Here is a 14,263-nt window from a genome sequence, read left to right on the forward strand (position 1 = left end):
CACGCCGATCTGCGAGGGGTTGGCCGGCGGCGCCGCCGCACCGCCGGCCGGACTTACGAGCAGCCCGAGAAGGGGGATGACCGCTCGCAACCGGAACATCAGTCGATGGCAACGATCAGGTCGCTCAGCCGGTCGGCGTAGGTGGCGAGCGTGCCGTACATGAAGGGCAGCGCCAGCACCGTCACCACCAGGATCGCGACGATCTTGGGCACGAAGGTCAGCGTCATCTCCTGCACCTGGGTCAGCGCCTGCACCAGCGAGATGGACACGCCCACCACCACCGCCACGATCAACGGCGGCGCCGCGACCAGCAGGGTCGTCCAGATGCCGCTGCGCAGCACCTCCAGCACGTCGGCCTGGTTCATGGGGGTGGGGTCCTCTGGTTGTGGGGAGGGGGCAAGTGCGGCCCGCTCAAACCGCAATCCGCATGATCTCCTGGTACGCCTGGACCATCTTGTCGCGGATGGCGACGACGCTCTGCACCGTCATCTCCGCCGCCAGGACCGAGCGCACGACGTCCTGCGCGCTGGCCTTGCCCGACACGGCGGCGAGCGAGACGCGCTCGCTCTCCTTCAGCGTGTCGACGGCTTGCGAGATCGACTTGTCGAGGAAGCCGCCGAAGTCGCTTTCGGCACTGGCGGCCACCGCGTCGGTCCCGTTGGCGGCCGACAGGGGCGAAGTCGCCGCCTGCGTTTCGGCGAGGCCGCTGACAGCAGGGCTGCGGTTGGCGGCATAGGCGGCGGCGACGCGGCCGACGGACATCTCGATCATGGGACGGCTCCTCAGCTGCGCAGCAGGTCGACGACGCGGTTCATCATCGCGCGCGACTGTTCGATGACGTTCATGCTGGCCTCGAAGGCGCGGCCGGCCTCGCGCATGTCCATCATCTCGATCAGCGGCTGGACGTTGGGCTTCTTGACATAGCCCTTGTCGTCGGCCGCCGGGTGCGAGGGATCGTAGGCGAGCTGGAAGTCGCTGCGGTCGCGGCCGATCTGCTTGACCTGCACCAGCTCCGCCCCCACGCCGCGGTCCATCACGCTGTCGAAGGACACTGTCTTGCGGCGATAGGGGTCGCCGCCCTTGGCAGTGGCGGTGGAATCGGCGTTGGCGAGGTTTTCCGCCACCACGCGCAGGCGGGTCGATTGCGCCTGAAGCCCGGCACCGGCGATCTTCAGCGTGGCGCCGAGGACATCGTTCATCATCGCTCGTCTCCGTCCTAAAAAGCCGTCAGCCGTTGCGCTCTTAGCCATTTCTCCAGGCCATGCGCAGCATCTGCACATTGCGCTGGAACAGGCTGGTGGTCAGCGCGAAGGCGTCGCGGGTCTCGCTGCCCTTGATCATCTCCTGGTCCAGCGACACCGCGTTTCCGCTGGGGGTCGATTCCCACAGGCCCGCCTTGCCTTCCTCGCGGTAGGGCGTGGCGGCGCGGCTGCCGACCAGATGAAGGCCGGAGGTGCGGGCGGTCTCCACCGGGCGGATGCCCTCCATGACGCTGTCGAAGGATTTCAGGTCGCGCGCCTGGTAGTCGGGCGTGTTGGCGTTCACGACATTCTCGGCGATCAGCTTCTGCCGCTGCGCCAGATAGTCGAGGCGCGTCCCGGCAAGCTGGAATAAACCGATTTTACTCAAATCCATTTCGACCTCGTTCCACCACATCTCACCGGAACACGAGGCGGACGATGACCCCGCCCGTTTAAAACCGGATTTAAATTCGCTGCTCTAGGCTGTCTCCATTGATGAGCATGATGGAGACAGCGCCGATGCCGGCACTCGCCACCCTGGCGGCCGAACTCGACCGGCTGCCGACGCGCCAGTGGCGCGGGGAAATCCGTTCCGCCGCCGGCATGACGCTGGAGGTCGACGGGCTGCAGCGCGTGCTGTCGGTCGGCGACAAATGCCATGCGGAAACCCTGCGCGGCGGGCGCGTGCTGTGCGAGACCATCGGTTTCCGCAACGGCCGCTCGCTGCTGATGGCCTTCGACAACCTCGACGGTGTGGCGGAGGGCTGCGCCGCCGTCACCGACGACACCGCCTTCATGCTGCGGCCCGGTCCGGGATGGCTCGGCCGGGTGGTGAACGCCCTGGGCGAGCCCATCGACGGCAAGGGTCCGTTGGTGAATGGCGAGCATCCGCGGAGCCTGCGCCAGCCGCCGCCGGCCGCCTGCGCCCGACGCCGGGTGGGGGCGCGGCTGGACAGCGGCATCCGGGTGATTGACAGCTTCGTCCCGCTGTGCCGTGGGCAGCGGCTGGGCGTCTTCGCCGGGTCGGGCGTCGGCAAATCGACGCTGCTGGCGATGGTCGCCCGCCATGCCGAGGCCGACGCCATCGTCATCGGCCTGATCGGCGAGCGCGGGCGCGAGGTGCGCGAATTCATCCAGGACGATCTGGGGGCGGAGGGGCTGGCGCGTTCCGTCGTCATCGTCGCCACGTCGGACGAGCCGCCGCTGATGCGCCGGCAGGCGGCGCTGCTGACCATGACGGTGGCCGAGGAGCTGCGGGATCAGGGCAAGCACGTGCTGTGCCTGATGGACAGCGTCACCCGCTTCGCCATGGCCCAGCGCGAGATTGGGCTGGCCGCGGGAGAGCCGCCGACCGCCAAGAGCTATCCGCCCAGCGTTTTCGCCGAACTGCCCCGCCTGCTGGAACGTGCGGGACCGGGCCCGGAAGGGAGTGGTGAGGGCGACATCACCGCGATCTTCACCGTGCTGGTGGATGGCGACGACCATGACGAACCCATCGCCGACGCAGTGCGCGGCATCCTCGACGGGCATCTGGTGCTGGATCGCAAGATCGCCGAGCAGGGGCGCTATCCCGCCGTCAACCTGCTGCGCAGCGTGTCGCGCACCCTGCCCGGCTGCCATGACGCGCGGGAGAACCGCATCGTCGGCCGCGCCCGCGCGCTGGCCGCCACCTATGACGGCATGAAGGAGATGATCCGGCTCGGCGCCTACAAGCGCGGCACCGATCCGGAAACCGACGCCGCCATCGACCTGCACCCCCGGCTGGAAGAGTTCCTGCGCCAGGGCAAGGACGATCCCTCCCCCTCCGCCGAGAGTTTCGCGCGGCTGGACACGCTGCTCGCCGCCATCGGAGACCAAGCATGAGCGTGAATACGAGACTGGCCGCCCAGGCCGTCACCCCGCCCACGGCACAGCGTAAGTCCGCCGAACCGGAAGAATCGCTGGCCGACAAGATGAGCGTCGGGTTCGACGACCTGCTCGACGTGGTCAACCCGCTCCAGCAGTTGCCGGTGGTGTCATCGGTCTACCGCGAGGCGACGGGGGAAGGCATCTCGATCCCGGCACGGCTGGCCGGCGGCTTCCTGTTCGGCGGCCTGCCCGGCCTGATCGGCAGCGCCGCGATGGTGGCGTTCGAGGAGGTCACCGGCGACAGCGTGCTGGGCCATATCGGCAGTTTGCTGGAGAATGGGACGGAGACGGCGGCGGAGGGTACGCCGGCCGGGACGCTGCCCTGGATGAACGGTGGCGGCGATGGCGCGGACTCCGCCCTGCCCTCCCCTCAATCCTTGGCGGAGGCATTGCGGCGCAAGTCCGGCGCAGCGGCGGGAGACGTGGCGGCAGTGGTGCCGACGGGCGAACAGCCGGCGCCGCAACTGCTGGCGAAGCTCTACAGCCTGGAGGCGACGGCGAAGGCCGGTGCGCCCGGGGTGGTGCGCAAGGCGGGGTGACCAACCCGCCCTTGCGCACCACCGCCGGGCGCGGTTCAATGATCCGCACGGCGTTCCATGATGAGCGGGCTGGCGGTGGACGAAGACAAGGATATCGGCATGGGAAGGGGACGGCGGCGGCTGTGGCTCCTGGTCGGCCATGGAGCGGTCGGCTTGGCCACCGCCGGAGCGTTCCTGCCCATCCTGCCCACCGTTCCCTTCCTGCTGGTCGCCGGCTGGGCTTATGCCCGCAGCAATCCCGAATTGCGGGAGCGGATGCGCAACGATCCGCGGTTCGGCCCCGCCGTGCGCGAGTGGCAGGACCGCGGCGCCATTCCGGTGAAGGCGAAGGTCATGGCGGTCGGCGGCATGTCGTCCAGCTTCGCCGTGCTCGCCCTGTCGTCGCCCGGATATCCGGTGCTCGCCGGCACCGGCGCGGTGATGGCGGCGGCGGCTGTGTATGTGGTGTCACGTCCGCCCCCTATGGACCGATAAGCCCCCCTCACCAGCCCAGCCACTTGCCGTATTCGTGGACGACGTCCTGCGTGATCGCCTCGCGGGTGGTGCGATCCGGCGGCAGGTATTTGTGAAGGCCGCCGCGCAGGATCACCTCCACGCGCCGCTGCCATGCCGCGCGGTTGTCCTGCATTTCCGGGAAGGCGAAGGTCATCGGATGATAGGCGCGGGCACGGATGGAATAGGAGAACTCCTCCTCCCCGTTGCGCAGCACGGCGATGCCGGCGCTGAAGGCGCCCGTCTCGATCTCGACGCGCCGTCCGTGCCGTTCCAACTCCAGCGCCACGTCGCGTAGCGCCGGCTGCACCGTCTCGGCGATGAAGCGGGCGACCTCCTGCCGCGCCGCCGTGCCGCCAGGGGGAAGGGCGGCCTGCGCCGCGGTCCGGCGGCCGACCATCGCCGCCAACCGCTGCCGCCAGTCGCCGTCCGCCATTTGCTGTTGCGGCACAGCCCCTTCTGCGGGAGCGCCGGGGCCGATGGATTCGCGGGTCGTGCGCCGGTCCAGCGCCACGCTGCGCTCCTCGCGCAGGCTGACCACGAGACTGATGCACATCAGCACCATGACCACCACGAAGGGCAGAGCGGTGGTGACCGCCGCCGTCTGCAATGCCTGCAGCCCGCCGACCAGCAGCAGGATGGCGGCGACGACGCCGGACAGCACCGCCCAGAAGATGCGGGTGGCGATGGGCGGATCCTGGTTGCCACCGGAGCCGATGATGTCGATGACAAGCGCACCGGAGTCGGCCGAGGTGACGAAGAAGGTGATGACCATCAGCGTGCCGATGGCGGAGGTGATCGTGCTGAGCGGCAGGCGGTCCAGCATGACGAACAGTGCGGTCGGCACGCTGTCGGCCACCGCCTTGGCCATGCCGCCGCCTTCGAACATCTCGATGTGGATGGCGGTCTCGCCGAACACGGTGAACCAGACGAAGGTCAGGGCGACCGGGGCGAACAGCACGCCGCCGATGAACTCGCGGATGGTGCGGCCGCGCGACACCCGCGCGATGAACATGCCGACGAAGGGCGCCCAGGAAATCCACCAGCCCCAATAGAACATGGTCCAGCTCGCCTGCCACTCCGCGCCGGAATAGGGCAGCGTGCGGAAGCTGGTGTAGGGAAGGGTCCACAGGTAGCGGCCGATATTTTCCACCAGGGTGGACAGCAGGAAGACCGTCGGGCCGAGCAGGAAGACGAAGGCCAGCAGCAGGAGCCCGGCCAGCATGTTCAGCTCGCTCAGGCGGCGGATGCCCTTGCCGACGCCGCTGACGGCGGAAGCGGTGGCGATCGCGGTGATGACCACGATCAGCACCATCTGCTGCACCGTGCCGACGCTGAGCAATCCCAGATACTCAAGCCCCGCGTTGATCTGCATGACGCCGAGGCCGAGCGAGGTGGCGATGCCGAACAGCGTGCCGAAGATGGCGACGATGTCGACGATATGGCCGGGCCAGCCACGGATCCTGTCGCCGAGCAGGGGGTAGAGCGCCGAGCGGATCGTCAGCGGCAGGTCATGGCGATAGGCGAAATAGCCCAAAGCCAGCCCGACGACGATGTAGATGCCCCAGGCATGCAGGCCCCAATGCAGGAAGGCCAGATTCATCGCCTCGCGCGCGGCGTCCGGCGTTCCGCCTTCGCCGACGCGCGGGTTGGAGAAATGCAGCATCGGTTCGGCAACGCCGTAGAACAGCAGGCCGATGCCCATGCCGGCGCTGAACAGCATGGCGAACCATGTGGGATAGCTGAATTCCGGCTCGTCATCGTCCTTGCCCAGCTTGATCGCGCTGTAGGGGCTGATGAAGAGCCACAGGGCGAACAGCAGGAATCCGGCGACGGTCAGGACATAGAACCAGCCGAAATTTCCGACGATGGCGGCCTGCACCGCCGAAACGCGGGCGCCGAACGGTTCGGTGAACAGCGCCGCCACCGCAACGAAGAGAAGAATCAATCCTCCCGCAGTGAAAGATACGGTTTTGTTGATCCCATGCATAATGGCACTCCGAAACAAGCCCGGCCAAGCGTAAGCGTGTCGAGACGCTGACAGCACAACGAGCCGGGTGAGTGAATGTTGCGAGCCTGCCAGGAAAAGCCAGTGATCGGCATCCGCGTGCAAACTGCTCGCATCGCGCGAATATCGCATCCGCACAAATCGAAGCGCGGGATCATACATATTTTGCGGGCTCCGTCAAACATCTTGACCTGAGCCATGAGATCATTGGGCGCCAACAATCTTCTATCGATTGGCTTCCTTCTTCTTTGTTGCACTTCAATATGAAGTATTAAATGGATGGTTCTGCAGAACCCTCCCGCCTGTCCCAAAGGCCTGCCAATCAATACACAGCTTTTCATTCCGCAATCCACGGTACGGACAAAGAAAAAGGGCCGCCGTTTCCGGCAGCCCCTTCCCTTCCGTCCTCGATCCGCCGGTCAGGCGGCGGCGCGCTCCTGCCCGAGATGGGCCATGCGGGCCAGCGCCGCCGGCTCGATGGCCACCTGCAGATGGGCGTGGCTGTCGTCGTCGCGGCGGCCGACCACCTCGCCATGGGCGTAGAGCCAGGCGAGCGTCGCGCCGTCACCATGCGCGACATCCAGTTCCACCAGTTCGCGGCCGGCGGTCATCCGGTCGTCGAGAATGCGGAACAGCGTGTCCAGCCGCCCGCCGGTGGCGGCGGACACCGCACAGGCGTTGCCGGCCCGTTCGGTGCGGGCGAGCACGGCGTCGAGGTCCGCCCCGTCCAGCAGGTCGATCTTGTTGGCGACCTCGACCACGCGCGGATCACGCTCCGGATCGATGCCGAGATCGGCCAGGATCGCCTCCACGTCGGCCTTCTGCGCCTCGGTGTCGGGATGGGCGATGTCGCGGACATGCAGGATGATGTCGGCCGACTGCACCTCCTCCAACGTGGCGCGGAAGGCCGCGACCAGATGGGTCGGCAGGTCGGAGATGAAACCGACCGTGTCGGACAGGATCACCTTGCGCCCCGACGGCAGCACCACCTGACGCATGGTCGGGTCGAGCGTGGCGAACAGCAGGTCCTTCGCGAACACGTCGGCGCCAGCCATCCGGTTGAACAGGGTGGACTTGCCGGCGTTGGTGTAGCCGACCAGCGCCACCACCGGGTAGGGCACCTTGGCGCGCGCCTTGCGGTGCAGGCCGCGGGTGCGGCGGACGTCGTCCAGTTCCCGCTTGATCTTGACGATGCGGTTGCCGATCAGGCGGCGGTCAAGCTCCAGCTGCGATTCACCGGGGCCGCCGAGGAAGCCGAAGCCGCCGCGCTGGCGCTCAAGGTGGGTCCAGGACCGCACAAGCCGCGACTTCTGGTAGCTCAGCGACGCCAGTTCGACCTGAAGCTGGCCTTCATGGGTGCGGGCGCGCGCCCCGAAGATCTCCAGGATCAGACCGGTGCGGTCGATGACCTTGGCGCCGAACGCCTTTTCCAGGTTGCGCTGCTGCACCGGGGTCAGGGCATGGTCGACGATGACGAGGTCGATGGCCTCGCCCTCCTCCCGCGCGTCTTCGATCAGCTTGGCGTACTGCTCGATGGCGCCGCCGCCCAGCAGGGTGGCCGGGCGCGGCTGGTTGACCTTGACGATTGCGGCCTGCGCCACGTCGAGGTCGATGGCCGCGGCAAGGCCGACCGCTTCCTCCAGCGAGGCTTCGGGGCTGCGGTCGGTGTCGGCCCCGCGCAGGACCGGGTGGAGGACGAGAGCACGGCCCAAAGTGGACCGCGGGGTGTCGGTGGTTTTCAAATCGGTGGTCTGATGCGTGCCCATGAGGCTCCTTTGTCCGCCCCGGCGCCGGATGCGCGGGGGCATGCGCGCATCCCTCGCGGATGCGAAGCTCGGAATTTGGGAAAAAAGAAGGGTCCTCTCCGACCCCACCGGCGGCGCCACGGCACGGGGGAGGGTCGCGGCGGCCTGCGCGTCACGGGGTCGGAGAGGAGAGCGTCGGCACACCCGAGGCGGGAGGCCGAACCGGGGAACTTAGATCAAGGGAAGTCACCGAAGTTGCCGCGCCGGCCGGGAAAGCGGCCTCGTGACGCGATACTGCACTGGGAAAGTCGCCTGGGTGATGGCGTCGCCGCCCACACAGGCTTAGATGATGAGTTCGGCGTTTGAAACAAGGGCGTGGGGACGATTTTCCGGGGGAATCCCCTCACCGGCCCATGTTGTTGCGCGACGCCTGTTCGATGGTCTTGATGTGGGCCAGTCCGGGGAGGATTTCCGAGCGGATGAACTCCAGCCGGCGCACCGGGCCGCCGCCGCGGGCGAAGCGGTGCTTCCACAGATTCATCTTCACCGCCAACCCGCACAGCACGCCGCCGATGGTCAGGTGATGGGTGACGATCAGGTCGCGGATGCTGCGGAAGCTTTCCGGGTTGATGTCGCGCCAGAAATCGCGGGACCGGTTGTCGAAGCTCTCGAAGCGGCCGGTGATGGAGGTGGCGATGTCGGTCAGATCGTGGCCGATCTCGTCCAGCATGCGGCGCTGGCGGACATCGCGCCGCACCTCGCTGACCTGGAACAGCTCCGCCATCCAGCCGAGGAAGCCCTGCACGTCGGGCACGATGTCGTCCAGACAGCGCTTGAAATAGGCCAGCGACAGGAAGATGTCGGCATACTCCTCAAGGAAGGCCGGGATCTCCTGCAAGGGGATGTCGAGACGGTCGGCGGTCATCTGCAGCCGGCGCCGCGCCTCCTCCAGGTCGGGCTGGGCGAACAGGCGGACCAGTTCGTCCATGCTGGCAATGTCGGCGCCCTGCACGCCATAGACATGCTCCACCAGCGGCCGGGTGAAGACGCGCATGTAGCTGGTCAGTTCCGCCCGCTTGGCGGCCGACAGGCGCAGCGCGTCCGCCCCCTCCACGTCGATGTTCAGACGGCGCAGCTCAAGCCGCAGGCTGTAGACGTCGAAGCTGGCGGCCTCGCCGATCCGGACGATCTTGCGCAGGTCGCGGCGAAGCTCCGGGCCGTCGATGCCGAAGCATTTCGACAATTGGTCGAGGCCGATCTGGCCGCTGCCGGTCTGGGCGTCGTTGAACAGCTCCGCCACCGTCTCCAGCCGGACATTCTTGATCAGCCGCGCCCGGCGCAGTCCCGGCGTTTCCAGCGGCAGGATCGACAGGGGCAGGATGTGCAGGGCGTCGCGCCCGTCATCCTCCGCCGCCGTCGAGGCCCCGCGCAAATGCACGGCGGCGGCCCCGGTGGTGGCGGGCGGGCGGATGCGGTCGCGGGGCTTGCGGTCTTGTAATTCGCCGGACCTGCGGTCTTGTAATTCGCCGGACCTGCGGTCCTGGGGGATGCCGGCTGGCGGCTGCACGGCTGGACTCCTCCCGCTTGGCCGAGCCCCGCGGCCTGTCAGAAGCGCGGGAACCTCATCAGCGTCATGGTGATGGACGGATCGATGGAAATGACCGAGGCCCGGCCATTGCGGGAGATCGGTCCGATCGACGGCATGGCGGCGGTCGCGGTGGCGCCGCCATTCTGCATGTCGTACATCGCGGCGAAGCGGTCGAGGAACTTGGCGACCTTCTCCGGACTCTTCAGGTCGGCGATGTCCATGCGCTTTTCCAGCAGCGCCTTCTGCTTGTCGACATCCAGCAGCGCCGTCTGGTCCGGCAGGCCCAGCGTGGTGTAGACCACCTTGCGCAGGGCGTTGTCGGCCATCACCTGATACCAGTTGGAGATGTTCGACGACCGCCGCTGGAAATAGAGGCCGAGGCGCACCGCCGGGTTCCTGTCCTCCGATTCGACCTCCAGCGTCACGTTGACGTAGCGGTCGATGATCGCCTGGACGACGGCCGGCTGCTTCAGGTTGTCGCCGCCGTTTTCGGCGAAACCCAGCACGGTCGCCATCTCGCGAAACTTGGTGTCGCTCATCCGGTTGGCGGTGGAATACTGGTCGCTCACCCCCTCTTCCAGCACCTTGCGGATCAGGCCGCGCGACTTCGCCTGACTGCCCAGGTCGAAGGCGTCCAGGACGAAGCGATAGAGCTTGTCGTCCTTCATGAAGTCTTCGGTGCTGGTGATCTTGCCGATGTTGTCCTGGAAATAGGAGATGGCGCGCTGCACCGCCGGGCGGCTGCGCACCGCCTGTTCGTAGCGGTCGTGGTTCTTGCTGACCATGCGCAGATCGACCAGCGTCGTCATGGCCTTAGCTCCCCGCGTGGTGGCCGATGCCGTCCGTCTGGAGGGAAGGGGCCTGGATGGACGGCGCCGGAGCGGAGGGGGCCGGCGACAGCAGCGTGCCTTCATACTCCATCACCGGACGCAGGGCGGACAGCGCCTTGTAATAGTCGCGCTCGCCGATATGGCCCATGGCGCGGGCGATGCGGTCCTGGATGTCCGGGCGGGTGAAGGTGGTGTAGAGCTGCGCCATCATCTCCGCCGCCGCGCCGCTGCCGTTGGCGGCGACGGTGGGGTCGAGCAGCATGCTCTGGATCAGGAAATAGGCGCGGCGCACCGGGGTCACCGCATCCTCTTCCTGCAGGATGTCGCTGCCGCGGATGATCTGGGCGAAGTTCGAGATGGTCAGGGTGTAGCGGCGGTTCTCGTTCTGCACGACGCAGCCGTTGATGACCACCCGCTCGCACGGCTTCAGGCGCAGCTTAAGTGCCATAGGACAGATCCTCCGTCGCCAGCTCGCGAGCACCCTGCGCCGCCCCTTGCAGGCCCTGCATCACCGAGCGGTTGATATGGAGCAGCAGGTCGATGCCGCCCTCGCCGCGCAGCACCCGCTGGGTGTTGCGGTTCACCGCGAAGGACAGCGAGACCAGACCGGCACGCAACGCCTCCGGCAGGGCGTTGCCGTCCTCCAGCAGGTCGGCGCGCAGCGCGTTCCACAGCTCCAGGTTCCGCCACAGCGCGTCCTTCAGCGCGGCGGAGCGCCAGTCGGCGTTGCGGTTGTTCTCCAGCGCCAGGGTGATCCGCAGGAACACCCGGTACTCGATCTTTCGCGGATCGTCGCACTCGGCGATGGTCTGGTGGTAGGCGGCGATGCTCATGGGCGCACCCCTGCGATGGGGGTCCTTGGCGGCGGGAAGCCGGACCGGTTGCGGTGGGTCTTTGTGGGGACGGGCGAATGGCCGGCCGTCGGCGATGCCCGCTCCGCTCCTGCTGCGGGCAGTGTGAACGGGCATGGCCGACGGGGCGGCGCCATCGTCCAGGGGATTGACCCCGATTTTGGACGATGACGCCGCCCATCAGGGACTTAGCGGAACAGCGACAGGATGTTCTGCGGACCCTGGTTGGCGATCGACAGAGCCTGGATGGCGAGCTGCTGCTGGACCTGGAGGGCCTGCAGGCGGCTCGATTCCTCGTTCATGTCGGCATCGACCAGGGCGCCGATGCCCTTGTTCATCGAGTCGGTCAGCTTCGACACGAAGTCGTTCTGCACCGACACGCGGTTCTCGATCGAGCCGATGACCGACGCCTTGCCGATGGCGCTGTCGAGCAGCTTGTTGATGACTTCCAGCGACTTCTTCGAGTTGTTGACCACGTCGATCTGGGTCAGATCGGCGAGGCCGCCGAAGGCGTCGCTCTCCTTCGAGCCGACCCACAGGCCGGACACCTGGGCGGTGAAGTTGCCGTCGGTGTTCTTGTCCTGATCGGTGAAGGTCAGCGTGTCACCGGTGAAGGCGACCTGGAAGTCGCCGCCGGCGGCGGTCAGGGCCGTGTTCACCGCCGTGGCGATGTTGCCCTGGGTGGTCGCCAGATCGGTGTCGTAGGTCTGGGCCGACAGGTCGACCGTCACATCGGCCTTGGAGCCGTCTTCCTTGGTCACCGTCAGCGTCAGGCTGCCGAGGCCGAGATTCTGGCCGTCGATGAAGGTGTCGCCGGGGGCGCCGAGCTTGATGTCGACCTTGGCCTTGGTGGCGTTGGTCGAATCGACCTGCTGCTCGATGGTGGCCTTGCCGACGATCGATTCCACGCGCATGTCCTGGCGCTGGAATTCGATGTAGCTCGGATCGACGCTGCCGTCGCTGCGGCTCAGCGACGCCAGGATGGCGACGTTCTTGTCCTTGGCCGTGCCGTCGTTGGAATAGGCGACGCGCAGCAGGTTGTCGCCGTTGAAGGAGGCGTCGGCGGCGGCGCCCTTGATCAGCTTCACCAGCTGGTCGACGTCGTTCTGGATCAGCGACTTGTCGACGCCGTTGGTCTGGCCGGCGATGACGCGGGCCTTCAGCGTCTGCAGGTTCTCGACGATGTTCTTGGAGGCCACCGACGCGGTGTTGGTGGTGCCGGACCCCAGCTCCAGCGATTCCTTCACCGCCTTGAAGCCGGCGACGTCGGCCTTCATGGTGGTGGCGATCGACCAGTAGGCGGCGTTGTCCTTGGCGTTGTTCACCTTCAGGCCGGTCGAGATGCGGTCCTGCGTGGTCTCCAGATCCCCGGTCACGCGACGCAGGGTCTGCAGCGCGGTCATGGCGGAGGTGTTCGTCATAATCGAGGCCATGGGTATCTCCATTCGCGAGATGCATGGCGCCTTTCTGACGCCGGGGCCATTCGCGCCGGCCTTCCCGATCCATTGTGCGGGGGCGCGAGCGGCAAATTCGAGGATGACCGAGCCGGTTTAAGCCGGAGTAAAAAATCGGGGGCGTTCGGGACGGACGGGGTGGTCGGCGCTGCTCAACGCTGCTCAACGCCCGATGGCGCGGGTGGCGGCGGGGGCGGCGCTGCGCGGCACCACCGGCGGGATGAAGGGCACGCGGGGGCCGGCCAACCCGCCGGCGCTCGACCAGCGGTCCAGCATCAGTTGGGCGCGGTCGGGAGCGACATGGTCGGGCGGCGCCTCGAACTTGTAGCCGCGGCCATAGACCGTCTCGATGTAGCGGCCGCCGCCGGTCGCCGTATCGATCTTCTTGCGCAGCTTGCAGATATAGACGTCGATCACCTTGTCGAGCGGGTCGGAGCCGGACAGGCCGTAGACCTCCTCGTAGATGTGCTCCTTCGACACCACGCGGCGGTGGTTGAGGGCCAGCACCGACAGGATCGCGTGCTCCCGCTGGCTGAGGCGCAGGCGCTCGCCGTCCACCTCCGGGTCGCGGCCGTCGAGGAAGACGGTCAGGCGGCCGACCGTCACCGCGTTGCTGGTCAGCCCGTAGGAACGGCGGCGGATCGCCTCCAGCCGGGCGCGGATCTCGGTGCTGACCACCGGCTTCACCAGCACGTCGTCCGCACCGGCCCGCAGGATGCCGGCGGTGGTGTTGGCGCAGCGGCGTTCGATCAGGCAGATGATCGCGGCGGTCACGTTGCGGGCACGGAGCATGGCAACGCAGGCCTCGGTATCGCCGACGTCGCCGATGATGATCGCGTCATGTCCGATGTCGATGGAGCCATGCCCGCCCACCAGATCGCGCAGGCCATTCAGGTCCAAACGGTCATGGTTAACCTTGCACAGGGCGAGTTGCTTACCGATGGCGTCGGCGATCAGATCGGCTGGCTCAATCAGCAAAGCCTGCATTGGATTCTCCATTGTCGAGCAAGCGCAGATAAAGCATTGATTTTTACGCAATTGCGTTGATGTCACATGCTTATCACAGCCCCAAAAGAACCCATCGAAAGGCGATGTGTCAACACTTTGGGGTAGCCGAGTTGATATAGGACATTCGAGCGTTTTACCCCGTTTTAACATTTTCGTTTGGATAAACACTGGATAAATTTTTATGTAACACGGGTTTTACTTTGAAATTTGGCATGACTTTATAATGATCATCACAAGCAATCAGCAATCACCCCGCCAGCCGTGGTTAACGACAGTAATCGGGTGGAAAACCACTCCTCATGAATATGAACGCTGGTTTAACCCTGATGCCCTAGCGTCGCCGGGCATCCGCGTTTGAGGAGGTTCCATGTCCGGAACGAAGGCACCTGTCTTGCCGGCGGCGGTCGCCGCTGCTTGCCTGTCCGTGATGGCGGGCTGTGCGCAATTGTCGCAGGCGCCCGACAGCGATTACCGCCAAGCCCTTGAAAAAGCGGTAGCGGTGTCCGGGGGAATCTCCCTCTCCCCCCCGGGGAGAGGGGCGGGGTGAGGGGGATGCATCGGGTGGATTTAGTGGGGACCGGGGAGCGCGCGATGCTTGA

15 protein-coding genes are annotated in these 14,263 nt (G+C 66.6%); 3 read left to right on the top strand and 12 right to left on the bottom strand.

What is annotated here, in order from left to right; genetic code table 11:
• Positions 1-98 precede the first annotated feature (98 nt).
• The 4 genes from fliQ to TSO5_RS24220 are packed head-to-tail and all read right to left on the bottom strand — an operon-like array spanning position 99 to position 1,635.
• Positions 99-365, bottom strand: coding sequence for a flagellar biosynthesis protein FliQ (gene fliQ, locus TSO5_RS24205; RefSeq protein WP_085090915.1), 267 nt, complete (start codon positions 363-365; stop codon positions 99-101).
• Between the two features lie 46 nt (positions 366-411).
• Complete coding sequence (locus TSO5_RS24210) at positions 412-771, bottom strand: flagellar hook-basal body complex protein FliE (RefSeq protein ID WP_109154023.1); 360 nt, start codon at positions 769-771, stop codon at positions 412-414.
• Positions 772-782: 11 nt separating this feature from the next.
• Positions 783-1,202, bottom strand: coding sequence for a flagellar basal body rod protein FlgC (gene flgC / locus TSO5_RS24215; protein WP_109154024.1), 420 nt, complete (start codon positions 1,200-1,202; stop codon positions 783-785).
• A 40-nt stretch (positions 1,203-1,242) separates the two neighbouring features.
• Positions 1,243-1,635: a flagellar biosynthesis protein FlgG gene (locus tag TSO5_RS24220; RefSeq protein ID WP_109154025.1), complete on the bottom strand. Its 393-nt coding sequence runs from the start codon at positions 1,633-1,635 to the stop codon at positions 1,243-1,245.
• 125 nt (positions 1,636-1,760) lie between these two features.
• Between TSO5_RS24220 and fliI the strand changes: the two genes are divergently transcribed.
• The 3 genes from fliI to TSO5_RS24235 are packed head-to-tail and all read left to right on the top strand — an operon-like array spanning position 1,761 to position 4,162.
• A complete protein-coding gene (gene fliI, locus TSO5_RS24225) occupies positions 1,761-3,104 on the top strand; it encodes a flagellar protein export ATPase FliI (protein WP_109154026.1) in 1,344 nt (447 codons plus the stop codon).
• Complete coding sequence (locus TSO5_RS24230; RefSeq protein ID WP_109154027.1) at positions 3,101-3,688, top strand: hypothetical protein; 588 nt, start codon at positions 3,101-3,103, stop codon at positions 3,686-3,688. Before fliI ends, TSO5_RS24230 begins: the two co-directional genes overlap by 4 nt.
• 57 nt (positions 3,689-3,745) lie before the next feature.
• Complete coding sequence (locus TSO5_RS24235; RefSeq protein WP_109154028.1) at positions 3,746-4,162, top strand: YbaN family protein; 417 nt, start codon at positions 3,746-3,748, stop codon at positions 4,160-4,162.
• A 7-nt stretch (positions 4,163-4,169) separates the two neighbouring features.
• Here TSO5_RS24235 and TSO5_RS24240 read toward each other — a convergent pair whose 3' ends face one another.
• From TSO5_RS24240 to TSO5_RS24275, 8 genes are all read right to left on the bottom strand, one after another.
• Complete coding sequence (locus tag TSO5_RS24240; protein ID WP_109154029.1) at positions 4,170-6,170, bottom strand: BCCT family transporter; 2,001 nt, start codon at positions 6,168-6,170, stop codon at positions 4,170-4,172.
• A 437-nt stretch (positions 6,171-6,607) separates the two neighbouring features.
• Positions 6,608-7,954: a GTPase HflX gene (gene hflX, locus TSO5_RS24245; protein ID WP_109154030.1), complete on the bottom strand. Its 1,347-nt coding sequence runs from the start codon at positions 7,952-7,954 to the stop codon at positions 6,608-6,610.
• Positions 7,955-8,336: 382 nt separating this feature from the next.
• Complete coding sequence (locus TSO5_RS24250; protein WP_348981063.1) at positions 8,337-9,500, bottom strand: hypothetical protein; 1,164 nt, start codon at positions 9,498-9,500, stop codon at positions 8,337-8,339.
• A 38-nt stretch (positions 9,501-9,538) separates the two neighbouring features.
• Entirely contained in the window at positions 9,539-10,330 is a 792-nt protein-coding gene (locus TSO5_RS24255; protein WP_109154031.1) for a DUF1217 domain-containing protein, read from the bottom strand.
• A gap of 4 nt (positions 10,331-10,334) precedes the next feature.
• Complete coding sequence (locus tag TSO5_RS24260; RefSeq protein WP_109154032.1) at positions 10,335-10,799, bottom strand: flagellar biosynthesis repressor FlbT; 465 nt, start codon at positions 10,797-10,799, stop codon at positions 10,335-10,337.
• Positions 10,789-11,184, bottom strand: coding sequence for a flagellar biosynthesis regulator FlaF (locus TSO5_RS24265; protein ID WP_109154033.1), 396 nt, complete (start codon positions 11,182-11,184; stop codon positions 10,789-10,791). Before TSO5_RS24265 ends, TSO5_RS24260 begins: the two co-directional genes overlap by 11 nt.
• Before the next feature lie 206 nt (positions 11,185-11,390).
• Positions 11,391-12,635, bottom strand: coding sequence for a flagellin (locus TSO5_RS33725; RefSeq protein WP_109154034.1), 1,245 nt, complete (start codon positions 12,633-12,635; stop codon positions 11,391-11,393).
• Positions 12,636-12,818: 183 nt separating this feature from the next.
• The gene (locus tag TSO5_RS24275) at positions 12,819-13,643 is read right to left on the bottom strand and encodes a response regulator transcription factor (RefSeq protein ID WP_109154035.1); all 825 of its coding nucleotides are present in this window, start codon (positions 13,641-13,643) and stop codon (positions 12,819-12,821) included.
• Positions 13,644-14,263: the final 620 nt, after the last annotated feature.

It is taken from the genome of Azospirillum sp. TSO5 (assembly GCF_003116065.1).
Taxonomy (GTDB): Bacteria; Pseudomonadota; Alphaproteobacteria; order Azospirillales; family Azospirillaceae; genus Azospirillum.